Origin of the sequence: Rudanella lutea DSM 19387, from assembly GCF_000383955.1 — a bacterium.
GTDB classification, from domain to species: domain Bacteria; phylum Bacteroidota; class Bacteroidia; order Cytophagales; family Spirosomataceae; genus Rudanella; species Rudanella lutea.
Map to the genome: position 1 here is coordinate 1321840 of NZ_KB913013.1, position 25299 is coordinate 1347138.

General features: G+C 54.6%; 19 protein-coding genes. 10 read left to right on the forward strand and 9 right to left on the reverse strand.

All coding sequences use genetic code 11. The annotated features are described in order from the left end of the window. Positions 1-59: 59 nt before the first annotated feature. Positions 60-1979 carry a DUF3857 domain-containing protein gene (locus tag RUDLU_RS0105650; RefSeq protein WP_019987384.1) on the reverse strand — a complete coding sequence of 640 codons (1920 nt, stop codon included), beginning with the start codon at positions 1977-1979 and terminating at the stop codon, positions 60-62. Positions 1980-1981: 2 nt separating this feature from the next. After that, complete coding sequence (locus tag RUDLU_RS0105655; RefSeq protein ID WP_019987385.1) at positions 1982-4012, reverse strand: DUF3857 domain-containing protein; 2031 nt, start codon at positions 4010-4012, stop codon at positions 1982-1984. A 287-nt stretch (positions 4013-4299) separates the two neighbouring features. Between RUDLU_RS0105655 and RUDLU_RS0105660 the strand changes: the two genes are divergently transcribed. The 3 genes from RUDLU_RS0105660 to RUDLU_RS0105670 all read left to right on the forward strand — a co-directional run bounded on the left by RUDLU_RS0105660 (position 4300) and on the right by RUDLU_RS0105670 (position 9295). After that, on the forward strand, positions 4300-5481 hold the full coding sequence (locus RUDLU_RS0105660) for a cation:proton antiporter (protein ID WP_019987386.1): 1182 nt from the start codon (positions 4300-4302) through the stop codon (positions 5479-5481). Positions 5482-5576: 95 nt separating this feature from the next. Then, entirely contained in the window at positions 5577-7625 is a 2049-nt protein-coding gene (locus tag RUDLU_RS0105665; RefSeq protein WP_019987387.1) for an alpha-1,4-glucan--maltose-1-phosphate maltosyltransferase, read from the forward strand. A 44-nt stretch (positions 7626-7669) separates the two neighbouring features. Continuing rightward, positions 7670-9295: a putative maltokinase gene (locus tag RUDLU_RS0105670; protein WP_019987388.1), complete on the forward strand. Its 1626-nt coding sequence runs from the start codon at positions 7670-7672 to the stop codon at positions 9293-9295. Positions 9296-9451: 156 nt separating this feature from the next. On the opposite strand, the gene trxA is transcribed toward RUDLU_RS0105670, so the two are convergent. Beyond that, entirely contained in the window at positions 9452-9781 is a 330-nt protein-coding gene (trxA, locus tag RUDLU_RS0105675) for a thioredoxin (protein WP_019987389.1), read from the reverse strand. A gap of 204 nt (positions 9782-9985) precedes the next feature. Here trxA and pgmB point away from each other — a divergent pair, with 204 nt between their 5' ends. From pgmB to ypfJ, 5 genes are all read left to right on the forward strand, one after another. Next, positions 9986-10666 (forward strand): beta-phosphoglucomutase, encoded by a 681-nt coding sequence (pgmB, locus tag RUDLU_RS0105680; RefSeq protein WP_019987390.1) that lies wholly within the window; start codon positions 9986-9988, stop codon positions 10664-10666. A gap of 31 nt (positions 10667-10697) precedes the next feature. Further along, positions 10698-11264, forward strand: a complete 567-nt coding sequence (locus RUDLU_RS0105685) for a DinB family protein (protein WP_019987391.1) — start codon at positions 10698-10700, stop codon at positions 11262-11264. A 22-nt stretch (positions 11265-11286) separates the two neighbouring features. Then, the gene (locus tag RUDLU_RS0105690) at positions 11287-13641 is read left to right on the forward strand and encodes a glycoside hydrolase family 65 protein (RefSeq protein ID WP_019987392.1); all 2355 of its coding nucleotides are present in this window, start codon (positions 11287-11289) and stop codon (positions 13639-13641) included. Between the two features lie 363 nt (positions 13642-14004). Continuing rightward, positions 14005-14787 (forward strand): hypothetical protein, encoded by a 783-nt coding sequence (locus RUDLU_RS0105695; protein WP_019987393.1) that lies wholly within the window; start codon positions 14005-14007, stop codon positions 14785-14787. 191 nt (positions 14788-14978) lie between these two features. Further along, complete coding sequence (gene ypfJ / locus RUDLU_RS0105700; RefSeq protein ID WP_019987394.1) at positions 14979-15842, forward strand: KPN_02809 family neutral zinc metallopeptidase; 864 nt, start codon at positions 14979-14981, stop codon at positions 15840-15842. Positions 15843-15993: 151 nt separating this feature from the next. On the opposite strand, the gene RUDLU_RS29625 is transcribed toward ypfJ, so the two are convergent. After that, positions 15994-16155: a hypothetical protein gene (locus tag RUDLU_RS29625; RefSeq protein ID WP_019987395.1), complete on the reverse strand. Its 162-nt coding sequence runs from the start codon at positions 16153-16155 to the stop codon at positions 15994-15996. 301 nt (positions 16156-16456) lie between these two features. Here RUDLU_RS29625 and RUDLU_RS0105710 point away from each other — a divergent pair, with 301 nt between their 5' ends. Together RUDLU_RS0105710 and RUDLU_RS0105715 are read left to right on the forward strand one after the other, a co-directional pair. Continuing rightward, positions 16457-17509 carry an SDR family NAD(P)-dependent oxidoreductase gene (locus RUDLU_RS0105710; RefSeq protein WP_019987396.1) on the forward strand — a complete coding sequence of 351 codons (1053 nt, stop codon included), beginning with the start codon at positions 16457-16459 and terminating at the stop codon, positions 17507-17509. After that, positions 17506-18465, forward strand: coding sequence for a hypothetical protein (locus RUDLU_RS0105715; protein WP_019987397.1), 960 nt, complete (start codon positions 17506-17508; stop codon positions 18463-18465). The genes RUDLU_RS0105710 and RUDLU_RS0105715 overlap by 4 nt, the downstream gene beginning before the upstream one ends. Before the next feature lie 164 nt (positions 18466-18629). On the opposite strand, the gene RUDLU_RS0105720 is transcribed toward RUDLU_RS0105715, so the two are convergent. The 5 genes from RUDLU_RS0105720 to RUDLU_RS0105740 form a co-directional block, all read right to left on the reverse strand. Then, complete coding sequence (locus RUDLU_RS0105720; RefSeq protein WP_019987398.1) at positions 18630-19103, reverse strand: hypothetical protein; 474 nt, start codon at positions 19101-19103, stop codon at positions 18630-18632. Between the two features lie 166 nt (positions 19104-19269). Further along, positions 19270-20427, reverse strand: coding sequence for a zinc-dependent alcohol dehydrogenase (locus RUDLU_RS0105725; protein ID WP_019987399.1), 1158 nt, complete (start codon positions 20425-20427; stop codon positions 19270-19272). 94 nt (positions 20428-20521) lie between these two features. After that, entirely contained in the window at positions 20522-21523 is a 1002-nt protein-coding gene (locus RUDLU_RS0105730) for a bile acid:sodium symporter family protein (RefSeq protein WP_019987400.1), read from the reverse strand. Between the two features lie 24 nt (positions 21524-21547). Next, positions 21548-22780 (reverse strand): DUF819 family protein, encoded by a 1233-nt coding sequence (locus tag RUDLU_RS0105735; RefSeq protein ID WP_027302794.1) that lies wholly within the window; start codon positions 22778-22780, stop codon positions 21548-21550. Between the two features lie 107 nt (positions 22781-22887). Further along, positions 22888-25170 (reverse strand): GH92 family glycosyl hydrolase, encoded by a 2283-nt coding sequence (locus RUDLU_RS0105740; RefSeq protein ID WP_027302795.1) that lies wholly within the window; start codon positions 25168-25170, stop codon positions 22888-22890. Positions 25171-25299 lie beyond the last annotated feature (129 nt).

The following is a 25299-nucleotide window of genomic DNA, read 5'->3' on the forward strand; positions in this document are numbered from 1 at the left end:
GCAACAAACAGGGGACAATAAACCGTTGATAATGAGACGGGCATGGAACGTAACCGGTCTTATTTGGTGGCTACTTCCTGTTTCACGAGAACGACCTGTAGTTTATCATGCCTTGCCACTTTTCGCCGGAAATCGACCCACTCGACATAAGCCGAAGCCGGATGACGCCCCCGCCGAATCGTGATCCGACGCATGTACAACAGCCGACCATCTTTCAAACTGACCTGAGCCGCGTAATCGCCAAATTTTGCGTTCAGGCTGACCGGCGCGGGTATGAATTCGGGCGTGTACGAGGCCGGGAGCTGGTAGCTTACGGTATCGGTATCCTGCCAATCCCAGTTAGCATCGAGGTCCAGCTCGAACTGCCGGGGGGCCGACGCCGGTGTAACCGGATCGAGTACCGACATTAGGTTGAGTGGCAAAAACAAACGCGTTCCGCTTGGTATAGCCCATTTTCGAACCGATAGTGTCAGATTCTCCGCTACGGCCGGAATCGGGGTGCGGTGTTCGGTCAGCGAAAATTTGGTCAGTTCATAATTAGGGATCCCAATGCGCTCCAGCAACCAGGTACGCTGCTCGGTTTGGCTCTTGCTGACCAACGCCTGAGCACGGCTCTCCTGCTGAATACCGGTGTACAGGTTACGGGCCTCGGCGGTGGCGTTGCCGTCGGCAGTCAGCACCACATCAATACGCCGAACCTGCCGGTTATCGGTGGGCTTGTACTGCCGGGTTTGGGTCAGTTTGCCCCCATCGGGCGTAATGAGCAGCACATGCCGATTTCCCGTAAATGTACCGTTGTAGCCCATCACTCCGCTTTGGTCAGTACATTCGAGGTAAAGCGTATCCCGATTATTGGGTACACACAGAATTACGTGATTGAACTGAAAGCTGGGAAAATCGGTGCGGATGTCGGGGGCACCATTGCCGGCCCGAACCAGCGCGTCAATTGCCTGAATACCAGCCGCTTTGAGCAACGCTCTGGTGTAGTTGGTCAAGGCTTTACAGTCGCCATATTGGGTATCAGCTACTTTACCGGCCTCAATGGTTTGCCAGCCACCGATACCCAACTGTACGCTTACGTAGCGCGTAGTTTGCTGCACCAGCTCGTACACTTTTTTGATCTTACCCAACGCGGTTGGTTCGTTGGCGGTGAGTTGCACAACCCGTTGACGGAGGGTCTCGGGAATTTGGTCACGATCACGGTTGAGGAGGTAGTAGAACCGCCCCAGGTCACCCCAGGACAGAATTGTACCGGTGTATCCCTGCACTTCGAAAGTTGTTGGGGCGGTGTACACTGTGGGTAATAGCTCTGAGGTAGGCGGGGCCATAGGCTCTGGTTTCAGAGCAGACTGGTTCTGAATCGTCCAGCGATACACCGTCTGCTGGCTACCCGCTACGCGCTCAACCGGCGTTTTCATATTCACCTCCTTATAACGCAGCGGCATGTTGGCCTGCATGGCTACGCTCAACGTTGCCTTCTCCACCGATACGTTTTCGTCGGGCTGCGGTGTCCAGGTAGGGTAAAACATCAGGTTGCGCTCCGTAGTCTCGTACACAAACTCAACCGTGTACGGGTAAGAGGGCTGACGCGGAAAAACAGCTTGTTTCAGTCGGTTATCGGTCAAAAAGCTAACGCCATCATAGGCACTCAGGTCGTCAATATCAGCTTTCTTGAGCTTTTTGATCAAATTGCCGTCGGCACTATACAAAGCCCCCCAGATATCGTCGATGCGCGACAGTTTATCGTAGCGTACCACCAGTTGCGCCTGATCGTCGCCCTTGGCGTCGAGTACGGTCACCACGGTTCGAACCCGGTGGGTAGCTTCACCGGGCGATTTAACCGTGAATACCGTTTCGTGCCGTCGGATTACCGCATGGGCGTCTGTGAGCAGCGGAGCCGGGATAACCGACGCCCGGTACTCGTCCTGAGCCACTCCCAGCGTCGGGAGCGTCAACAGCCATAGTAGCAGTTTTTTCATATCTATTTTTTAGCTACTTCGCCCCGCTTCAGCACCACGCGTTCGGCGTGTTTGGTCACGATCAACGCAAACAATTCCCGCAAAGCCCCGTACTCTTCGGCATTGTAGATCGGCTTACGCAGCGACACCCGGCTCACCACCTGTAGCTGATTACCCGTGTGCGAAACCTGATACGAAAACCGGCCGGCTTTATCAGGCAGGCTAATGACGGCGGCTTTGGGTAGTTCTTCAACCACAAATCCCTGTGGCAGCGTGTACGTTGCCATGAACGCTTCTTCAATGGGCGCGCCAAAGTCGACCGGGTAGAGCCGTGTTTTTTCTTTGAACGGATTTTGTGTGCGCCCCTCGGTCAGCATGGGGTTCAGATAGATACGGTCACCAGCTTCGGTGTACGCATCAGCAATAACCAGCGTGTGATTGGTTTCAAACGCGGCAGCCGGGTTGCTAACGCCCGTAATTTCGGAGGCTGAGAGTTGCCAGTTGGGCCGCTTTTTTTGAATCTGCTCTAGGTATTTTGCTTCACCTTCTGTCTGATAAACCGACCGGGCACTCCAGCCGCTATAACCGCCCCGCGAGTGTTTTAATGTCCCCTTGACCTCGCCATCGTCGGCTATGGTAAACTGGCCTGATGTTAGCTCGGTGTCTCGCTCGGTGGGCAACAACGATACAAACCGGCTCTTTTGATCGGGGGCAACCAGCCGCCCTGTTTGGTTGAGACAGCGCGTGGGTAGCATACCCATCTTGATAAAGGGATCGGTGGCGTCGAGCAGAATCTCCTGCCCGTTGGTATTTACATGGGCCACTACATAGTCAAACTGACGCAAGAGGGCATATTCCTCCATCATCCGCCCGTGCGAACGAGTACTCAGAATAACCGGGTTCACGTCGAAATCGAGCTCACGCAACAGGGAAATCAACAATAAGTTAATATCGCCCGCGTCGCCTTTTTTCGCTTCAAATATCTTCTTGGCGTTGTTGCACGAGTAGCTGTTAGTCCCGTCCCATTTTATCGACTTCCGTACATAATCGTACGCAGCCGACAACCGGGCGAGGGAGTCGGTGGGGTTTTGCGAACGAATCAACGTAGCAACATCGCGTAGAAAAGGGGCTTTCTTGATTTGGTTCCCAAACCAATCTGCCGCCAGGAGGGTCTTGTCCGTGGTTTGCCAGCTAACGGTAAAATCCTTAATCAGCCCATTCGGAATCTGCACTTTAGCCAGCTCAAACTCAACTTTCGACGTATAATCCTCTGGCGTCGTAATGTACTCCTCACTTTTAAAGGCCGGCACATTGGCCATTGCAAAATGATACACAATTGCGCGAGTATCTGGGACGCCGGGCAGCAAGTTCATCGACACTGAGCTTTGTTTTTGCTCGGTCAGCCCCAAGTAGCCCCCCATTATGATTTTGTAATAAAAATAGTCGGGTATTGTAATGTTGAATTCGCTCCACCGAACCGGAATTTTTTCCTGAAACACCCAATTCCGGGGGTTATACGCCACATTAAACGGTGTTTGTACCACGTACCGGTACTCAATGATAGAGCCTTCGCGCACGTTGGGCAGGGTGAATTTTTCGAGCACAATTTTATCACTCACGCGCTCACTTGCGATGCCCGCACGGGTAAGCTTGTCGGTGGTTACTTCCTGCCCGTTGAGGTTGTACGTATAGCCATCTATACCCACCATCTGTTCACGTTCGGCCCCCTCACCTTTCAACATGGGTACCTCAACCGTGCCCCGGTCCAATGCCGATTTTTTCAAGATTCTGATACGTCGGTGCCGGGTAAGCTCCATTATAAAGGCGTTGTTCCGCAAATCGAACCGGACATTACCGTAATCATACAGAACCTCAGCCTCGGCAGTGGAGTCGAGCCCGGTAGCTGCGGGGGTAAAGTCGGCCGCTGTAGCCCGACCTAACTTAACCGTCGGTGCCTGAGTGGGTGTCGTTTGTGCCAGGGAGGTCTTGGTACCAAGAAAGCAGGTACTCAGCAGGGTCATTACCCATACCAGTTTATAAAGGTGGGCGTTCATTTTGTGTTGATATAGTTTAGTTCGAAATATAAGGAAAGTATAATTTGAGGTACAAATGGAGCAAAAAATAAATTGAATTATGGACAACGTAATCCATAAACATGTATCAGCTTGTGCCAAAAGCTCCATGTCCTTACGGCATCAACCCCATACCCAGACCCTAATTCAGTCAATGCGGTAACCGTGGCCCGTTTGTGCGTACTTTTGTCGAATCCCACCACAAACCACCCCTTGCTGGTCATCGATACCTATTGGTTGTTCCCTGTTACCTGTTCGTTGTTCGCTGAATGGATTCCTCGTATTTAATCATTGGGCTGAGCTTATCCGTACTGATTTCGTACGCTTTTGACCTGTTGAGTAGCCGCTTCAAGATGCCTTCGGTCATTTTGCTGCTGGCTCTGGGTATGCTCACCCGGCAGGTTACCGAGTACCTTGGCGTACAGATTCCGTATGTGGCCCCTACCCTCTCCACACTCGGCACATTGGGGCTCATCCTCATTGTGCTCGAAGGGGGTCTCGACATCGAAATCCAGTCGGCTCAGTTCGGATTACTCCGCCGAACAGCCCTCACGGCTCTCAGTTCGCTTGTTTTTACCACCCTGCTGCTGGCAGGGATGCTGTTCCTTTTGCTCGAAGAAACGTTTTACCGGTGCCTCATCAACGCCCTGCCGTTTGCGGTTATCAGCCGAACGGTAGCCGTGCCGGGCGCTCAGAATCTATCGGAGCAACAACGCGAATTTGCCCTCTACGAAGCCACTTTTTCCGACATCATGGGGGTTATGCTATTCAACTTCGTGTTGCTGGCCCAATCGTCGTCGGTGTTGGGGGCTACCCTCGTTTTTGCCCGCGATACGCTGCTGATTTCGCTCGTTTCGATCCTTTGCTGCCTGGGTCTGCTGTACCTCATCAGCCGGATCAGCCACACGGTCAAATTTCTGCCCATCATATCGGTGCTACTGCTGGTGTACGCTATTGCGCAGATTTACCAGATGTCGTCGTTGCTGATTATCCTCGTTTTTGGGCTCTTCCTGAACAATACCGAGCTGTTTATCCGGGGGCGGCTCGATCAGATTTTCAAGAACGATCTATTTGAAAAAGAGCTCGATCAGCTCAAAAACCTCACAGCCGAAGGGGGCTTTGTAATCCGTACCTTTTTCTTTCTCCTGTTTGGCTACGCGGCTAACCTGAGCACCCTCATCGACCTCGACGCCATCATTGTCAGTATTCTGTTTGTGGGCACTATTCTGGGCGTCAGGTATGTATCGCTGCGGGTAGCGCTGGATGGGCCGCTGAAACCCCTACTCTGGGTAGCTCCGCGCGGTTTGGTAACGATTCTGCTGTACCTGAATATCCCCGAACCGCTCCGACTCACGGGCTTCCGGGAGGGCGTGCTGATGCTGACCGTAGTGTTGTCGGCACTGGTCATGATGGCCGGGCTGATTGGCCACAAACCGACCACAACCGAGTAATTGGGGGCGGTACAATAGACATTTTCGTATCATTGTGGTTCTAACGAAAGACCCGGCTCAAGCCCGTCGGGTTCATGACAACGCAGAACCAATCCATGAGTAAAACGACCACCCCAAAAAAGCCGAGCAAGTCTAAAGCCACCCAAACCCCCACCGTCGACCTTTCGCTGGCCGACGTGTACGGGCAGGTCCGTGTGGTGATTGAACGTGTTAGCCCCGAGCTCGATGGAGGCCGCTTCCCGATCAAAGCCATTCCCGGCGACACCATTCAGGTAGAAGCCGATATTTTTGCCGATGGGCACGATTACGTGTCGGCCCGACTGTTGTACCGCGCCCCGCACGAAAAGCACTGGCAGGAAACCCCCATGCACAAACTCGAAAACGACCGCTGGGCGGGCGCCTTTTCGGTAGAGCAGGTAGGCCGGTATCAGTACACGCTCGAAGCCTGGGTCGATCATATTGGCTCATGGCAGCATGAGCTGGACCTGAAAGTGCGCGACGGCCAACGGGTCACGAGCGAACTGCTGGCCGGGGCAACCCTGGCCGAGGGCATGGCGCACCGCGCAGGGAGTCAGGTTGGTAACGCCCACGATCAGACCGAACTGTACCGGATTGCCGAGCTGTTTCGCAATCCCGATGCCTACGACGAAGCCGTGCAGGTGGCGCTGGGCGATGCCTTTCATCAGCTGGCCGAGCAGTACCCCGAGCGGCAGCACCCGGCCCGCTACAGCCGCGAGCTGGGCGTTGAGGTCGACCGGGCGCGGGCGGGTTTCAGCACCTGGTACTGCCTGTTTCCGCGTTCGGCCTCAATGACCGAGGGCAAGCATGGCACCTTCCGCGATGTGGAACGGCTCCTGCCCCGGATTGCGGGCATGGGTTTCGATGTGCTGTACCTGCCCCCCATTCACCCAATTGGGACGGCCCACCGCAAGGGCAAAAACAACTCGGTAACCTGCCTGCCCGGCGAGCCGGGTGTGCCGTACGGTATTGGCTCTGCTGAGGGCGGGCACGACGCCATACACCCCGAACTGGGCACGGTTGAGGACTTTAAGCACCTGATTGCCATTGCCCGCAATTACGATATGGAAGTAGCTATGGACCTGGCCATTCAGTGCTCGCCCGACCACCCCTGGGCTACCGAGCATCCCGAATGGTTCAAAAAACGGCCCGATGGCTCGATTCAATACGCCGAAAACCCGCCCAAAAAGTATCAGGATATTTACCCGGTCTGGTTCGAAACCGAAGACTGGCGTAACCTCTGGGTCGAAATGAAGCGGGTGCTGTTGCTTTGGGCCTCGTGGGGGGTTCGGATTGTGCGGGTCGATAATCCGCACACCAAGCCGTTTGCGTTTTGGGAATGGGTAATTGCCGAGGTGAAGAAAGAGTTTCCCGATATGATTTTCCTGTCGGAGGCCTTTACGCGGCCCAAAGTGATGCAGCAGCTGGCCAAGCGAGGCTTTGCGCACTCGTACACGTACTACACCTGGCGCAACTCCAAAACCGAGCTGATGGAATACATGACCGAGCTGACCGCTACCAATGGTCAACCCGATGCCATGCGCTACTATTTCCGGCCTAATTTCTGGCCGACTACACACGACATTAACCCCTACATTCTGCAATCAGGACACGAGCCGCAGTTCCTGATCCGGTATTTTCTGGCCGCTACCCTTTCGAGCAATTACGGCATCTACGGGCCCTCGTTCGAGCTGATGGAACACGTACCCAATGCCGGCAAAGAGGAGTTCCTGAACTCAGAGAAATACGAAATAAAGCACTGGGACTGGGACCGTACCAATAAACTGACGTACCTGATTACGCTCACCAACCGGATTCGGCGCGAAAACCCGGCCTTGCAACAGACCAATAACCTGACGTTTTGCCGCATCGACGACGACCACATCATGGCGTACCTCAAAACAGCCGGCGACAACCGACTGCTGACGATCGTCAATCTGGATGCCTACAACCGGCGGGCGGGCATGGTGCAGGTGCCGATCTGGCAGTTGGGTATCGACGGCAATACGACCTACGTGGTACACGACCTGCTCACCGGTGCGCGTTACAATTGGAAAGGCGAATGGAATTACGTTGAACTCGATCCGTACATGCTGCCCATGCACCTGTTCCGGATTGAATTGTAAACATGACGAGTTAGCCGAGCCAATAGGTTAACTTTCCTTCTTTTATGCTCCAAACCCAACTTTCCTGGTCTGCTCTTGCTGCTGACGTCCCTTTCTGGTCCGCGTTGGCCCGCGATGTACTGCCAGCCTACGTGAATACCTGCCGCTGGTTTGCCGGCAAAGCCCGCACCCAAACGGGCTTTGCCGTAACCTCGGTGCATACCTTCCCAACGGCCCACCAACCGGCTTATCTGCTCGTGGTAGAGGCTACCTACGCCGAGGGCGAATCAGAGCGGTACCTCTTACCGGTAACTTTGCTGACAACGAACGACCCGACCCAGGTACCCGACAAAGGCAAAATCAGCCCGTTGGTCTGCGCCGATCAGGAGGGCACGCTTATCGACGCTATTTACCACGCCGACTTCCGCACGGCACTCTTTGAAGCTATTCGGCAAAACACCGAACTACTACAACCAGACGGTCGTCTGACGGCCGTGCGGGGCCGGGGCCTCTCCCCCGACGACACCCATCCCGCCAGCCGGGTACTGCCCGTCGACTCGAGCAACTCGGCGATGGTGTTCGGGGCTCCCATGCAGGAAACGTACTTCCTGAAACTCTACCGGAAACTGTTTGCCGAAACCAACCCTGAGGTCGAAATGGTGGCGTTTCTGACCGAAGAAGGTGGTTTTGAACATATTCCGGCTTTCTGCGGAACGCTCGTCTGGCATCCGTCGGCCGGTGCACCCATTACGCTGGGCATGATGCAGCGAATGGTGCAAAACGATAAGGATTCGTGGATGCAAACCGGCGATTACCTGAACGACTTTTTGTACGCCGTGCCCAACCGGCTGTTCACCATCAAAGAAGACGTTTTTGACAAGGTTGAACTACTGGGCAAACGAACCGGGCAGATGCACTGCGCCCTGTACCAGCCCCGTACCACCAACCCAGCCTTTTCGCCGGAGCCCTTCACCGACGAGTACCGGCAGTTTTTGATTGGCCGGTTTGCTGACCTGCTCGACCGCCGGTACGCGCTACTCATCGACAACTACACCCGGCTCGACTTGCCGGCGCAGCGGCTGGCGTGGGTATTTATGGAGGCCAAAGAAATGATCGATGCCTTTGTGGAAGAGTTTCGGACGCGCCCGCTCGACTCCCTGCGCATCCGAATCCACGGTGATTATCACTTAGGGCAGGTACTGGCCACCCCCGACGACTTTGTGATGATTGACTTTGAGGGCGAACCCGAAAGCACCATCACCGACCGTAAAATAAAGCATTCGCCCCTCAAAGATGTGGCCGGTATGATTCGGTCGTACCACTACGCGGTATCGGCTAAGTTGTTCAATGCGGCCGAAACGCAGGGTATCTCGCCCGAGCACCTGCAACGTGTGTCGGACCGCTGGTTTTACCTCATCCGCGACACGTACCTGGATGCCTACCTGAGCGAGTTTGGCAGCCCCCACCCGTTGTTCAAAAACAACAACGAGATCAACTTTTTGCTGCTGGTGTACCTGCTCGAAAAAGCAGTGTATGAACTGGGGTACGAAATCAGCTACCGACCCGACTGGGTGAAGATTCCGCTCAAAGGCATTATCGATGTCGTGCGCGAAATCGAGAAGATTCGCATCAGCGATCAGGGCCACCGCGAAGAGGTACCCATGCTGCAAACCAAGTTGCTCAATGGGTAAACGCTACGGCTTAGTACACAAAAAGCCCCGGCTGACATCAGCCGGGGCTTTTTGTATAGTAGGGTTTTTAGTTTTTTGTTTATCGTTTCTGGTCGTAGAAGCCGGAACGTTGGCCGCCAGAAACGATAAACTAAAAACCAAGAACTATAAACCCTTTTACAACGCAGCCTGTAGCTTTTGCTCCAGAACCGCCTTGGGAACAGCACCGATAACTTTATCGACCAGCTGACCGTTCTTGAAAACCATCAGGGTCGGGATGCTCCGAATACCGAACTGCATCGGCACCTGAGCGTTCTGATCTACGTCCATTTTGGCCACAACAGCCTTGCCTTCAAACTCGTCGGCGAGTTGCTCAACCAGTGGCCCGATCATCTTACAAGGCCCGCACCACTCAGCCCAGAAGTCTACCAATACGGGTTTATCAGAATTAATGAGTTCGTTGAAATTTGCGTCAGTTGCTTCAAAGGCGCGAGATCCTGCTGCCATGACAATGATTGTTTATTGTTGTTCTTGACTAATTCAAGAGCATAAACCCGAACTACCCTATTAAGTTCCATTGGTTACCGAGAGCCGGTTTGCCATCCTTTCAGGGGCACAAACTACCCGACCCGGTCAGTCCTGAACTTGTCGGGCGCACAGACAATGCGCGCAACTTTATGTTATTTTGCGTACTCATTCAACCTGAAGTACATGCCAATCAGCGCATTCTTATTTGATTTAGACGGAGTTATTGTCGATACGGCCGTTTTTCATTATCAGGCCTGGCGCCGAATGGCCAACGAACTGGGGTTCGACATTTCGCATGAATTCAACGAAACCCTCAAAGGCGTGAGCCGCATGGACTCGCTCGATCTGATTCTGGCGCATGGCGGGGTGACCCTCTCCGACGACCGGAAACTCGAACTCGCTACCCAGAAAAACGACTGGTACCTCGAACTGGTCAGCCGCATGACGCCTGATGAGATTCTGCCGGGTGTCGCGGGCTTTTTTCACCAGGTAAAACACGCCCAACCACCCTTGAAAACGGCCCTCGGCTCGGTTAGCAAAAACGCCCGGCTTATTCTGGAACGCATCCACATGATCGACGACTTCGACGCAATCATCGACGGCACCAAAATCACTCGCGGCAAACCCGACCCCGAGGTGTTTTTGAACGGGGCCGCCGAATTAGGCGCTACACCAGCCGAATGCGTGGTGTTTGAAGACGCCGTGGCTGGGATTGAAGCGGCCAAACGTGCGGGTATGTTTGCCGTGGGTATTGGTTCACCCGACGTACTGACCGAGGCCGACCTGGTGGTACCCTCACTCGAACACCTCACCGTTGTCGAACTACTCGCGGCCGTCCAACGGGCGCAGGGGCTGGGATATTGAGTGATTGAGTGATTTATACCCCATCTGTGTCATGCAAAAGCTCACCACTGCTACCGACCTGCAAGCCCGGCTAACCCACGTTCTCGACACCGTCGAGCGGGAGTTCAGGCCGCTGACCGATGCCCAACTGCGAACCAAACCCGCCAACGGGGGCTGGAGCATCATTGAATGCCTGCAACACCTGAACCTAGCCGAGCGGTTTTACATCCGGCAGCTTCAGCACAAGGTAGATCAGTTGGGGCTGGTGCAACACATGCCAACCGATCAGACACTCGAATCGGATTGGATTGGCCGGTTGATGATCAAGGTTGTTGACCCTAAGAATACCCGAAAAGTACCGGCTCCGGGCGTCATTAAACCCCGCACTGCTGCCGACCTCGACGTAGGGCCGGTGCTGAATCAGTTTGTCGAATTGCAAACGTTACTGAACAGCCTGCTCGACAAAGCGACTTATTTAGACTGGAACCGCGAAAAAGTACCCACTCTGCTGGGCAACTGGCTCAAAATGAGACTGGGCGACGCCATTCAGATGCTGGTACTCCATACCGAACGGCACATGGCGCAGGCCCTGCGGGTGAAAGAAGGTTTACCGTATTGAGGCCTGTTTAGGCATTTACACTATGAAAAATTACATATCCCACGACCCCTGGAACATTGTTGAAGAGGGGTTTCACCGCGAGTACAACGAAATCACCGAAAGCCTCATGAGTCTCGGCAACGGCCGTATGGGCGGACGGGGCAATTTTGAAGAGAAATTTTCGGGCAAAACCCTGCAAGGCAACTACGTAGCCGGGGTGTATTATCCCGACAAAACCCGGGTAGGTTGGTGGAAAAACGGCTACCCTGAGTATTTTGCCAAGGTGCTCAATGCCACCAACTGGATTGGTATCGACATTGATATTGAGTACGAATCGCTCGATCTGAACACCTGCGAGGTGCGCGACTTCCGGCGGGTGCTCAATATGCAGGAAGGCTACCTCGAACGGTCGTTTGTGGCCGTATTCAAGAGCGGCAAAGAGTTGAAAGTGGTGAGTAAACGATTCTGCTCCATCGTCGACGACGAAGCCGGGGCCATTCGGTACGCCATTACCCCGCTCAACTTCGACGCTAAAATTACCATCACCCCTTACCTCGACGGGGCCATTCGGAACAAAGACGCCAACTACGACGAGACGTTCTGGGACGAAGTACGCAAAGAAACCGGCTACGGTGAGGCATACATTGAACTCCGCACCCGTAAAACTGGCTTCCACGTCGTAACCGGTATGTGCGTTGAGATTGAGCAGGATGGCGTTCGGATCGATTACCAGTCGCAACCGATCAAGTACGAAAAATACGTTGCCAACCGAATCACGCTCGACTGTCGGCAGGAGCAGGAGACAGCTATCTACAAGTACGGCGTAAACCTGTCATCACTCAACTACGATTCCGACGAGCTGCTTCAGGAGGCCCGCCTGTACATGCAGCGAGTGACCCGCAAGGGCTACGAAAAGATGCTCTTCGAGCAGAAGCAAGCCTGGGCAGACAAGTGGAAAATGAACGACATCACCATCGACGGTGATGACCGCACGGTGGCCGCTCAGCAGGGCATCCGGTTCAATATTTTCCAGCTCAACCAAACCTATACCGGCGAAGACGAGCGGCTCAACATTGGCCCCAAAGGCTTTACGGGCGAGAAGTACGGCGGATCGACCTACTGGGATACCGAAGCCTACTGCCTGCCGTTTTACCTGGCTACCGCTGACCAGAAAGTAGCCCGTAACCTGCTCGTGTACCGGTATAAGCAGCTCGGCAAAGCCATCGAAAACGCGCAGAAACTGGGCTTCAAGGCCGGGGCAGCTTTGTACCCCATGGTGACCATGAACGGCGAGGAGTGCCACAACGAATGGGAAATTACGTTTGAGGAGATTCACCGCAACGGGGCCATTGCGTTTGCCATTTACGACTACGTGCGGTACACCGGCGACGAAGCGTATCTGGTCGAGTACGGGCTCGAAGTGCTTATTGCCATCAGCCGGTTCTGGAGTCAGCGGGTCAACTGGTCGGAGGCTAAGCAGCAGTACGTGATGCTGGGCGTTACCGGCCCCAACGAGTACGAAAACAACGTTAACAACAACTGGTACACCAACTACATTGCCGCCTGGACCCTCCGGTACACGATGGAGGTAGTTGAAAAGGTGAAAGCCCTTAGCCCCGACAGGTACGCCGAGCTATGCGACCGGATTCATTTTCAGGAAGAAAAGGAGGTTGAGAAGGCGTCGCACATTGTGGCTCATATGCACTACCCGTACGACGAAACCCGGCAGGTATTCTTGCAGCAGAGCGATTTTCTGGACAAAGAACTCCTGTCCGTTTCCGACATTCCGAAGGGGCAGCGGCCACTCAATCAGCATTGGTCGTGGGATCGGATTCTGCGCTCGTGCTTTATCAAACAGGCCGACGTATTGCAGGGACTTTACTTCTTCGAAGACGAGTTTGACCACAGCACCATTGCCCGCAACTTCGACTTCTACGAGCCCATGACCGTACATGAGTCGTCGCTGTCGCCCTGTGTGCACTCAGTGCTGGCCTCACTGCTGGGCAAAAAAGAGAAAGCCTATGAGATGTACTTGCGCACAGCCCGTCTCGACCTCGACGACTACAACAACGATACCGAAGATGGCCTCCACATCACCTCGATGGCGGGCACCTGGCTAGCGGTGGTAAAAGGCTTTGGCGGCATGCGGGTCGAACAAACCGAATCGGCCGATTATGGGCTCCGGCTCAGCCCGTACTGCCCCGAGGGCTGGCAGAAACTGGCGTTTAAAATCCGGTTCCGGGGCAACCTGCTCCAGGTAACAACCACTCAACAAACGGTAACGGTCGAGAACTTTTCGGCCCAACCGGTTACGCTGTTTGTGTACGGCGCGCCCGTAACGGTTGCCGGTGCCAGTAGCCAAACGGTTGGGGTAAAAACCGATGCGAGCCGGGTATAACCCTTTGGTTCAATACAATGTGTTGGTAAATGGGGTTGGTGATAGCGATGACATCTTGTTTAGAAAGATGTCATCGCTATCACCAACCCCATTTCAGTTTAAAATCCGATTAAAACATTAATTTTCGACTACTTTTTCGTAACCGGTAAACCTAAAACAACACACCCCAATACATTAATAATCAGATATATAACCCTACACAAAATCACTTTGTAACTCATCGGTACAATTGCAGCATTTTGTCAATCACTAGTCTACTAACTTAGAGGTTGACACAGAGCCACTGACCCTATAATTTGGATTCTAAATTGCCCAGCCTGGTCTCATAGGGAGATCAGTTTATTGGGTAAGAAACCATTCATCATGAAAAAAGGTACCATAACTACCCTCCTCCTTTTCGTTCTATCCGCGTTTCAGTTTGTGAGTGCCCAGCGTTGGCAGCAGGTCGGCAATGCCGGCGACTGGGAAAATACCATCGATGTAGTGGCCATGAACGGCTCACTGTTCAGCATCGAGAAAGACGGCACCCTATTCCAGACCGACAAGCAGGGCAACTACCGCCAGCTGGGCGCCAAAGGTGAGTTCAACAATGTCGATATCCTGGTTGCCATGGACGGCGAAATCTGGACTGTTGAAGATGGCTCTCTGTACCGTACCAACCCCAACACCGTATCGTGGAAGCAGGTAGGCCCCACCGGCGAGTGGAAAAACACCGAAGCCATGGTGTCTATGGGCGGTAAACTGTACAGCATCGAAACCAACGGTACCCTGTACGAAACCTCGAAAAATGGTGCTTGGCAGCAGATTGGCGCGCGCGGTGAATTTGGTGACGCCACCATGCTCGAAGCCATGGGTGGTTACCTCTGGACGGTTGAAAATGGTACCCTGTACCGCACCAGCATGCGTACGCTGCGCTGGGAGCAGGTTGGCAAGCAAGGTGACTGGGAAAATACGGTGGCTATGGTTGGTGACAACGGCATTCTGTGGAGTGTAGAAGCCGATGGCACGCTGTTCAAAACCGATACAAACGGCAACTACGAGCAGGTAGGTGAGCGTGGCTTGCTCAAAGAAGTAACCATGATTGTGGCACTCGACGGCTACCTGTACGTGGTTGAAAACGGCACCCTCTACCGCACCCGCGGCTAAATAAACAAATCCCGATAGACTCACTGTCGGCCTGTATTCCCAAGTGGAAGGTACACTGCCGAGAGAGTCTATCAGGGTTTGTGCCAGACCGTTCTGTAAAGCCGCTCTAACCGGGGCGGCATTTTTATTGTTGTGTCATTCTGGGTAGTATTGCCCTGTAAAAAGCAGTATTTTTCTAAACTCTCTTTTCTATGCGTTGGCTGGGAGGTCGTGAAAGCGACAATGTAGAAGACCGCCGTGGATCGGGCGGCAGCGGAGGCCTGGTAATCGGCGGAGGTATTGGCAGTCTGGTGATTGCCCTGATCGTGTACCTGCTCGGGGGCGACCCATCGCAGATTATTGGCCAATCCGACAACAGTTATCAGAGTCCGTCTATGCCCGGTGCGCAGGCCCCGGCTAGTCCGCAACCCGACGATCAGGCGGCCAAGTTCACGCGGGTCGTACTGGGATCAACCGAAGACGTCTGGACCAAACTATTAGCGCAGGAAGGGCAACAGTACCGTCCGCCCACCCTCGTGCTGTTTCGCAACCGCACCCAGTCGGGCTGCGGTACGGCTACATCGGCCTCGGGGCCGTTTTACTGCCCCGGCGACAAAAAACTGTATATCGACCTGTCGTTTTACGACGAACTCCGCGACCGGTTCAATGCACCGGGCGATTTTGCCATGGCGTACGTGATTGCGCACGAGGTGGGGCATTACCTGCAGGACGAACTCGGCATTATGGATAAAGTGTCGGCCGCTCAGCAACGGGTGGGCAAACGCCAGGCCAATCAGCTATCGGTTCGGCTGGAGTTACAGGCCGATTTTCTGGCGGGAGTATGGGCCCGAAATAACGGTATGATTGAGCCGGGCGATATTGAAGAAGCCTTACAAGCCGCCAACGCCATCGGCGACGACCGGATTCAGCGCGAGACCCAGGGCTACGTGGTGCCCGATGCGTTCACACACGGCACCTCGGCACAGCGGGTGTACTGGTTTAAGAAAGGCTACCAAACCGGCGATATTAACCAGGGCGATACCTTCAACAGCAACGAAGACGCCAACTTGCAGTAGACGCGATAAGTTGCGTCTATACACATAGCTACCTTGACAGGTATAAAGCAAAACGCTCCGACGGTGATCTAACCGTCGGAGCGTTTTGCTTTATGTATCCCCGCCAAGTGGGGCAGGTCGGTCATAAATACAGACGCAATATGTTGCGGCTCTACTTTTGTTTTTCCTGCTCCTTTTCGGCACGATTCAGACACCCAAACACATCGGTATTGAACGCGACAAAATGAACCCTTTTCTCTTCTGAAAAAATCTTGATGGTTGGCTGGGCTAGTGAGAATACACCCCGGCCTTTACTTGCTTCACTCGTCTTCATATCATACGGATTAAATTAGTAATCAGATAGTTACAAACTAAAACTATCTTCTTTCTATTCCTTTCTATAACAAGCAGAACCGCTAAATCGATTCCGGCATCCCTGTTTTATCTAATAACTCCTTCGGATGTCGCCATAAAAACGGGGATAATTCTACCTATTCCCGACTAAGTCCAGTATTTATTTAGGCTTTTATACAAACCAGCCCCAATGCGTAGCCTATAAAACCAATCGGAGAGGAAACATCTGGGTAAGCAGGCAGTTAAAAGAGACAGTACCATAACTAAATCACTCAACAATTATGAATGCAGAAGCCGGAAAAACCGCTTTGATTACGGGTGCCTCCAACGGCATCGGGCAGGAGTTAGCCAAACTGTTCGCCAAAGACGGGTACAACCTGGTGCTGATTGGCCGTAACGACGACAAACTCCAACAACTCGCCGAAGGCTTTGAACAGGATTACGGTGTTCAGACCACGGTAATCGCCAAAGACCTGTCGCGCGAAAACGTAGCCGAGGAAGTATATAACGAAGTGACGGGCCGCGGCCTCACCATCAACGTGCTCGTTAACGATGCCGCCGTGAGCACCTACGGCAAGTTTGCAACCGACACCGACTGGGAGCGCGAAAAAGCCCTCATTCACCTGAATGTGCTCACGCTGACGCACATGACCAAGCTCTTTCTGAAAGACATGGTGGCCCGCAACGAGGGTAAAATTCTGCAACTGGCCTCGCTGGTGGCCATTACGCCTTTCCCGCTGATGGCCGTGTATGCCGCCACGAAAGCCTACGTGTACAACTTCACGCAGTCGCTCAACAACGAACTGAAAGACACTAACGTGACCGTTACGGCCCTGCTGCCCAATGCTACGGACACGAATTTCTTCCGCGAGGCCGGCGCTCCCCAACTCAACGTCGAAGATCAGCTCGATGACCCGGCCGTAGTGGCCAAAGACGGGTACGACGCCCTGATGTCGGGTAAGCTGAAGGTGATTCCGGGCGGTGCCATGAACAAAGCCTACGAGGTAATGGCTTACACCATGCCGCAGGAAACACTGGCGGGTATGATGCGCCACTACAACACGCCCAAAGAGGAATCAGAACGGGAGAAAGAAAGCAACACCACGACTTCGGCCTGGGCGCTGGGTCTGGGCATCGCAGCTGCCGTAGTGGCCGGGGTGGCTTTGGTAACGGCTTATAACAACGCCGACGCCCTTACCCGTGCCCGCTACCGGTACAAGGCCACAAAACTCAAATACAAGGCCAACTCGGTGCTCGACGATGCCAAAGAGGCTTTGGCAGATAGCTGGGACAAAGTGAAACACAACGTGCAAAACGCCACCACAACCGCATGAAAACAAGCTCATTCTGGCGCATAGCGACGGCGGTGTTTGCGGTAGGCAGCATTATTTACACCACCACGTCGAGTAGCCGATCCCGGCGCACCAACCGGCAAGCCAATCCAAACGAAGAGCCCGAGTACGATGTACCGGTCGAATACCAGCAGGTGTTTGATAAAAACCTCATCGTACCAGCCGGGTGGGCATTTGGAGCGGTCTGGGGAACGGTGTACACAGGCCTGACGGCCTTGCTGGTGCATCAGGCCCTGCCCATGCAGACAAACAACCCGCGCTACCAGAAAGCCCTGCCGTGGTGGTGGAGTAGCTTTGCGCTCAACGCCGTTTTCGGGAAGTTTTTTGCGCAGTCGGACCGGGAGAGTGTAGTGATCTCAGACCTGACTACAAAGGCTAACCTGCCCTCGGCGCTTGCCCTGCATCACAGCCTTGAAATTGGCCGGACCGATGTGCCTACGCCGGAAAAATACCTTCGGATTCCGGTGAGCCTGTACAGCGGCTGGCTGACGGCCGCCACCGTGGTGGGTACTCCTGACACCTTGCTGACGCTGGGACTTTGGGAACGCGACAACGAGCGCGACATCCCACTGGCGGCCGGTATTCTGGGCGCAACGGGCGGGGCTGGGTACGCCATTGCCCGGCACCTCAACGACCCCTGGTTTATGGTGCCGTTCATTGCCGGTTTTGGCGGCATTGCCACCCGGCACTGGAACAAGCCCGGTAAGGAACTGCTGGCCTACACAGCGGCCGGTTTGGCGGCTGTCTATACCGGACTAGCCGCCTATTGGGTGCCCAAAGGGCAGTTTCGCCCCTATGAGCGAACCGTTCAGGATGCAGGCTACGAGGTCGTACTCGACGAAACCGATCTGAACGGGTCAATTTATTCGGGGCAGCAGCACGCGGCCGAGATTGCCCGCGAACGACTGGAACCCATCGAAGCCGAAGGGCTGGATTAAGGAATTAGACTGTAGAACAAGAAACGGCTGACGCGCAGGAGTTCCTGTGCGTCAGCCGTTTTTATAACACACACAAGTGAACGAACAATGCTTTACCCTGCTGGCTATCAACCCACTCAGTGCTCATTATTCATTGTTCATTATACATTTTACTTGTGCATTCCCTATCGTTTCACCTGCTGCCGTACGTACTCGACGCGGTAACCGGCGGGCACTTTCGGAATTAAGACAAAATTACCCCGCCCGTCGACAGGTGACCCGCGCTTACAGTACCGCTCGGTCACGGTGTACACAATTCGTTTGTCCACATCATCACGCTGTACATCGTACACGTAATAGCTGCCCGTATAGGTCCCAACGTTGACGGTCGACAGGCCGAGCACATCGTACTGACTGAAGTCGACGCTATCGAGCCGGGTAGCGCAGCAGTGGGTAAATACTCGTTTGTACTCGTCGGCCGTAGAAATCCGGATGCCAAACCGCCCCAAATCTTCTCCCTGCCGGGTATCGTAGGCCAGGTAGCCATCTGGAAACCGCTTATGAATCAAGCCCGTTGTCTGATCGGGCTCTTTCTCACACACGGAATCTTCGTCACAGGCAACAAGGCCTATCAGGAGCAGTAAAACGAGCTTTTTCATACAGCAATGATTCGTCGGTATCAGAAAGGGTTGGAACAGGGTAAAAATAAACAGTGAACAACGAACAGTGAACAACCAGCAACGAACAGGAAGATAAGCCATGCCTCTGTTCACTGTTCACTGTTCGTTGTTCACTGTTCGTTGTTCACTGTTGCCTCATAAGCCACTACGGTTTCAATACCACCTTGGTACAGTTATCTTCTTTATCGCGGAACATCTTATATGCCTCGCTTACCTGCGCGAGCGGCAACGTGTGCGTGATGATGTCGTCGAGCACTACCCGGCCGCTTTCAACATACCCAATCAGTTCATCAATGTATGTTTGAGCGGGGGCCTGCCCAAACCGGAGCGTTAGCCCCTTATCGAACATCCGGTGAACGGGGAAATTATCATAGGGGCTACCATAGGCCCCCACTACCGGCACGATGCCGCCCCGCTTCACGGCCTGCATGCACAGATCGATGACCTTATCAGTACCGGGTTGCAGCTTGATTACCGACCTGATTTTCTCCAGAAACGACCGCTCGGCTTCGGCCCCAACGGCATCCACACACACATCGGCTCCGTAGCCGCCCGTCATGTCGTAAATAGCCTGCACCACGTCTACATCGTGCGGGTTCAGCGTTTCGACCTTGTTGACCCGTTTGGCCATCTCAAGCCGGTAATTGAGCGGATCGACCGCAATCACGCGCCCGGCCCCTTTGATCCAGGCCGCTTTTTGCGCCATCAGCCCCACCGGTCCCGACCCAAAAATCACCACGGTTTCGCCCCCTTGCAGGTTGGCCCAGTCGATAGAAGTCCAGCCGGTTGGGAAAATATCAGTCAGAAATAACACCTGCTCATCGGTGAGTGAGTCAGGCACTTTGCGCGGGCCGAAGTCAGCAAACGGCACCCGCACATACTCGGCCTGACCACCCTGATACCCGCCGTATAGGTCGGTATAGCCAAATAAAGCCCCCCCTTTGCCGTCGAGCAGATTACCCTGCGGACCGTAATGATCGGGGTTGGAGTTTTCGCAGTGTGGCGGTAATCCATGGGTGCAGAAGTGGCATTGCCCGCAGGCAATGGGGAAAGGCACCACCACCCGGTCGCCTTTTTTGAGGTTACCTACCCCCCGCCCTACTTCTTCCACAATACCCATAAACTCGTGGCCGAGGGTCATGGGCCGAATTTGCGGAAATACCCCATCGAAAATATGCAGGTCGGAGCCGCAAATAGCCGTCGAGGTGACGCGAATAATGGCATCGCGCGATTCGACAAGGGTAGGATCTTCGGCGTTTTCGTAGCGGATGTCGTTGGGTTTGTAAAAAACGGCTGCTTTCATAACGGAGCTAATTAGCTAGTTTACTTACTAATTTACCAGACTAACGGACCGCACCGGCTTTAGTTTCGACAAACCGACTAAATGAGTAGGCTATTTATTCACTCGCTTCGGTCTGAGCCGCCATACGCTGCGCCAATATACTGGCTACAATCAGCTGGAGGGCATGGTACACCATAATGGGTAACAGTGCTACCCCCGCCGTACTCGCCGAAAACAGGACTTTTGCCATCACACTGCCCTGCACCAGCGACTTCTTGGAACCGCAAAACAAGGCCGTAATCCCGTCGGCGCGGTTGAAGTGGAGCAATCGGCAGGCCAGCCATACCAGCCCATAGACCACAAAAAACAAGACCAGCATACCAGCCGAGAGCCACAGCAGATCGGCTACCGAATAGTCGGCAAACAGATTCAGCGTAAACGACTCGCAAAACGAGGTGTACACGATGAGCAAAATCGTGATCTGATCGAAATAACGCAGCGGGGTTTTGTACCGGCTAGCCAGCCAGCCCAGCCGTTGATTGAGGGCCAACCCCAGCAATACCGGCACAATCACCTGCAACGACAACTTAATCATCACCCCCTGCAAATCGAACGAGTCACTACCCGCCGTGAGCAGCACGCTCATCCAGATAGGTGTGATAAACACCCCGATGAGGCTCGAAATACTGGCGTTGAAAATGGCCGCCGGGAGGTTACCCCCCGCCAGGGATACCATCACCACCGACGACGATACCGTAGACGGCAGGGCGGCCACGTAAAAAATCCCCGTCCAGAGCAGCACCGTATCGGGCTGAATAAGCAGCGCCCGGGCGGCCAGCACCAGCGCCGGAAACAGAACAAACGTGGTCAGGTGAATAAGCAAATGCAGCTGGTAATTCCGCAAACCGGCTTTCAGTTGCTCGAAATTGAGTTTTAGCCCGTAGAAAAAGAAAATGAGCGACACGCCCACGTTGGTAAGCGACGACAGCGACAGCGGCCCCGTTTGCATACCAAGTTCGGGCCAAAGCCGCGCCACGCCAATCATAGCCAGCAGGGCCAGAATAAACCAATCGAGACCCACGCGGGCCAGTAACGCCGTAAACGATGTTTTTGCCATTCGTTCGTGTTGTTTATGCCTATTTTACGGCGACGCCAACTGCATCAGTACACCGCAGATGTATCCCATGTAGGTACCCACCGCGTACCCCATAATGGCCATGAGCACCCCTACCGGAGCCAACGCCGGATGAAACGCAGCCGCTACAATAGGGGCTGTGGCCGGGCCACCAATGCACGACATGCTACCCACCGCCATAAAGAAGTACGGGGCCCGCAACAACCGGCACACCAGGACCATAATGAGCGCGTGAAACAGCATCCAGATTACGCCCACCAGAATCAGGCCCGGCTGCTCGGTAATGGCCAGTACATCGGCTTTGAGCCCGATGGTGGCAATCATGATGTACAGAAAAACCGTGGCCACCTTAGAAGCGCCCGCACCCTCGAGCGAGCGGGCCCGCGTAAACGACAACCCAATGCCCAGCGCCGTAGCCACGCCCACAATCCAGAAAAACGGCGCATTCAGGCTGAACTGTTTCAGGGCCGGGTAGTTGGCGTCGATGTACGGAGCCACCCAGTCGGCAACGGCATGGGCTACGGCCGTAGCTCCGAAGCCCACCGCAACAATCGTAATCAGGTCGGTTACGGTGGGATTGCGCCGACCGGCTTCGGCCTGCTCAATCACTCGTTGTTTCACGTCCTCAACCGCCGACGCATCGGCCCGCAGCCAGCGGTCGAGCACGGCCGACCGACTCGCTCCGTACAGCAGCAGGGCCAGCCAGATATTAGCCACAAAAATATCGACTGTGACGAAGGCCGAAAACAGGCGGTCGCTCGGCAAAAACACTTCTTTGAGCGCCGTTTGGTTGGCGCCACCGCCAATCCAGGTTCCCGCCATGGTGGCCATACCCCGCCATACGGCTTCGGGGCCGGTACCACCCACCAGGTCGGGGGCCAGTTGGGCCAGCACCCAGACCGTGAGGGGGCCGCCGAGCATCACACTGAGGGCCGAAGCCGCAAACAACTGCACCGATGCCCGCCCCAGCCGTCGAAACGCACTAAAATCGACACTGAGGGTAAACAGTACCAGACTCGCTGGCAACAGGAACTTCGACACCACCGGGTACAGGTTGGCGTTGGTCCCGTCAACCAGGCCCGTGGTATTGAGCAACGAGGGCAAAAAATAACACAGCAGGGTGGCCGGTACGTAGGCGTAAAACCGTTGCCAGAACGGGCGCGGACTGTCAGAAGTTTGAAAGACGAAGGCCAGAATGACCAGCAGAATGCCGAGAACAACGGCGTCGTTTGTAATCATGCAAAAACGAAGGAAACAGATGCGGAAGTCGAAATAGCCCGGTTCGGGCAAGATAAAAAGAGGTTGACCCATGACGCACATCAGGCATCACGGGTCCCTGGCGGTGTTTATTTCCCTTCCGTCGACATGGAATATGGGAACGCATCGGGCGTAGTGCCGCGCTGTGTGTTGGGCGTAGCCGACATGGTAAAGTCGATCACGGCCCCTTTAAGCAGTTCGGTATGGCTCAGCCAGTTTTTGGCGTACGGCTTCCGGTTCAGCTGCATCGTGTTGACGTACCGGTTCTGGTCGCTGTTGTTTGGCGCGTTGATGACCAGCTGACGGCCATTTTCGAGCGTAGCTGTCACTTTTTTGAACAGCGGAGCCCCCAGCACGTACTGATCGGTAGCGGGGCAAACCGGGTAAAAGCCCATGGCCGTAAACACGTACCAGGCCGACGTTTGGCCGTTATCTTCATCACCACAGTAGCCGTCGGGCGTGGGCAGGTATAGCCGGTTCATTACCTCGCGCAACCAGTATTGGGCCTTCCAGGGCGTACCGGCATAGTTGTACAGGTAAATCATGTGCTGAATGGGCTGGTTGCCGTGGGCGTACTGCCCCATGTTGGCAATCTGCATCTCCCGAATCTCGTGAATCACGCTCCGGTAGTAGCTTTCGTCGTACACGGGCGGCAGCGTAAACACCGAATCGAGTTTAGCCACAAACTTCTCGCGCCCGCCCATCAGGTCGATCAGACCCTGCACATCGTGAAAAACCGACCAGGTGTAATGCCAGCTGTTGCCCTCGGTGAAGGCATCGCCCCATTTGAAGGGGTTAAACGGCTTCTGGAAGCTGCCATCGGCATTTTTGCCGCGCATCAGGCCCGTTTCCTTGTCGAACAGGTTGCGGTAGTTCTGGCTACGTTTGGCAAACCGCTCAATCTCGGCGGCCGGTCGTTTGAGGGCCTTGGCCAGCTGGTAAATAGCAAAGTCGTCGTAGGCGTATTCGAGCGTACGGGCGGCATTCTCGTTGATTTTCACGTCGTACGGCACGTAGCCCAGGCGGTTATAGTACTGCGCTCCCCGCCGACCCACGGCGTCCATCGGGCCTTCGTTTTCGGAGTTTTTAAGCACGGCCTCGTACAAAGCATTGATGTCGTAGTTGCGCCCCCCTTTCAGGTACGCATCGGCAATAACCGAAGCCGAGTTCGACCCGATCATTACGTTGCGCAAACCGGGGCTTGCCCACTCGGGGAGCCAGCCGCCTTCTTTGTACGCGTTGGCGAGTCCCTCCTGCATCTGCGCGTTGAGCGTGGGGTACATCAGGTTCAGGAACGGGAACAGCGACCGGAAGGTGTCCCAGAAACCGGTATCGGTAAACATATAACCCGGCAACACCTGCCCATTGTACGGGCTATAGTGCACCACCTTGCGGTTGGCGTCGAGTTCGTAAAATTTGCGGGGAAACAGCAGCGAGCGGTACAGGCAGGAGTAAAATGTACGGATCTGCTCGGGCGTGCCCCCCTCTACCCGAATCCGATTCAGTTCGGTATTCCAGGCGGCTTTGGCTTTTTGTTTGACCCCATCGAAGGTGGCGTTGCCGATCTCTTCCAGATTCCGTTCGGCCTGTTCGAAGCTAATAAACGACGAAGCCACCCGGGCGTGTACCACCTCGCCTTTGCCCGTTTTGAATTGCACCGCTGCCCCGGCATGAGCCGCCTGCAACTCCAGCGTATCGCGGGCAATCGTTTTGCCGTGCCAGGTTTGGGCCGTCACAAACGGCTTATCGAAGTAGATAACGAAGTAGTTTTTGAAGTTGGCCGGCACGCCCCCGCTGTTTTTGGTGGTGTAGCCGATAATCTTGCGCTCACGGGGCAGCACCTTCACATACGAGCCCTTGTCAAACGCATCGATGAGCACGTAAGCGCTGTCGGTTTTAGGAAAGGTAAACCGGAAACTCGCGGCCCGCTCAGTGGGGGCAATCTCGGTGGTCACGTCGTGATCGGCGAGGTACACGCTGTAGTAGTACGGTTTGGCTACCTCGGCCTTGTGCGAGTACCAACTGGCACGTTCGTCCTCATCAATTCGGAGTTTACCGGTCACGGGCATGAGCGAAAACTGCCCGTAATCATTCATCCAGGGCGAAGGCTGATGGGTTTGCTTGAAGCCCCGAATTTTATCGGCTGCATAGGTGTAGGCCCAGCCGCTACCCATTTTACCGGTTTGCGGCATCCAGAAATTCATGCCCCAGGGCAGGGCAATGGCGGGGTAGGTATTGCCGTTCGAGAGGCTGGGTTTCGAGTCGGTTCCCATCAGCGTGTTCACCAGCTCAACGGGGTCAGCGGGTTGGGCATAAGCCGTGGCCGACAAGGCAACGGAAATAAGTAAACACCGGAAGGCTCGGTATAGCATACGTAGTTCTCTATTATTGTGCAGTTGACAAAGAAACGGCTTTCCGGGCAGAACATACCCGCCTAATTGGGCCTGGGTGAAGGACAAGTTTAAAAATGGCTGACGCACAGCGCCCCATCGGGACCGACA

Bases quoted from the DNA above. Each gene is read 5' to 3' on its own strand.
- RUDLU_RS0105650 (WP_019987384.1), bottom strand. From the start codon at position 1,979: ATGAAAAAACTGCTACTATGGCTGTTGACGCTCCCGACGCTGGGAGTG.
- RUDLU_RS0105655 (WP_019987385.1), bottom strand. From the start codon at position 4,012: ATGAACGCCCACCTTTATAAACTGGTATGGGTAATGACCCTGCTGAGT.
- RUDLU_RS0105660 (WP_019987386.1), top strand. From the start codon at position 4,300: ATGGATTCCTCGTATTTAATCATTGGGCTGAGCTTATCCGTACTGATT.
- RUDLU_RS0105665 (WP_019987387.1), top strand. From the start codon at position 5,577: ATGAGTAAAACGACCACCCCAAAAAAGCCGAGCAAGTCTAAAGCCACC.
- RUDLU_RS0105670 (WP_019987388.1), top strand. From the start codon at position 7,670: ATGCTCCAAACCCAACTTTCCTGGTCTGCTCTTGCTGCTGACGTCCCT.
- trxA (WP_019987389.1), bottom strand. From the start codon at position 9,781: ATGGCAGCAGGATCTCGCGCCTTTGAAGCAACTGACGCAAATTTCAAC.
- pgmB (WP_019987390.1), top strand. From the start codon at position 9,986: ATGCCAATCAGCGCATTCTTATTTGATTTAGACGGAGTTATTGTCGAT.
- RUDLU_RS0105685 (WP_019987391.1), top strand. From the start codon at position 10,698: ATGCAAAAGCTCACCACTGCTACCGACCTGCAAGCCCGGCTAACCCAC.
- RUDLU_RS0105690 (WP_019987392.1), top strand. From the start codon at position 11,287: ATGAAAAATTACATATCCCACGACCCCTGGAACATTGTTGAAGAGGGG.
- RUDLU_RS0105695 (WP_019987393.1), top strand. From the start codon at position 14,005: ATGAAAAAAGGTACCATAACTACCCTCCTCCTTTTCGTTCTATCCGCG.
- ypfJ (WP_019987394.1), top strand. From the start codon at position 14,979: ATGCGTTGGCTGGGAGGTCGTGAAAGCGACAATGTAGAAGACCGCCGT.
- RUDLU_RS29625 (WP_019987395.1), bottom strand. From the start codon at position 16,155: ATGAAGACGAGTGAAGCAAGTAAAGGCCGGGGTGTATTCTCACTAGCC.
- RUDLU_RS0105710 (WP_019987396.1), top strand. From the start codon at position 16,457: ATGAATGCAGAAGCCGGAAAAACCGCTTTGATTACGGGTGCCTCCAAC.
- RUDLU_RS0105715 (WP_019987397.1), top strand. From the start codon at position 17,506: ATGAAAACAAGCTCATTCTGGCGCATAGCGACGGCGGTGTTTGCGGTA.
- RUDLU_RS0105720 (WP_019987398.1), bottom strand. From the start codon at position 19,103: ATGAAAAAGCTCGTTTTACTGCTCCTGATAGGCCTTGTTGCCTGTGAC.
- RUDLU_RS0105725 (WP_019987399.1), bottom strand. From the start codon at position 20,427: ATGAAAGCAGCCGTTTTTTACAAACCCAACGACATCCGCTACGAAAAC.
- RUDLU_RS0105730 (WP_019987400.1), bottom strand. From the start codon at position 21,523: ATGGCAAAAACATCGTTTACGGCGTTACTGGCCCGCGTGGGTCTCGAT.
- RUDLU_RS0105735 (WP_027302794.1), bottom strand. From the start codon at position 22,780: ATGATTACAAACGACGCCGTTGTTCTCGGCATTCTGCTGGTCATTCTG.
- RUDLU_RS0105740 (WP_027302795.1), bottom strand. From the start codon at position 25,170: ATGCTATACCGAGCCTTCCGGTGTTTACTTATTTCCGTTGCCTTGTCG.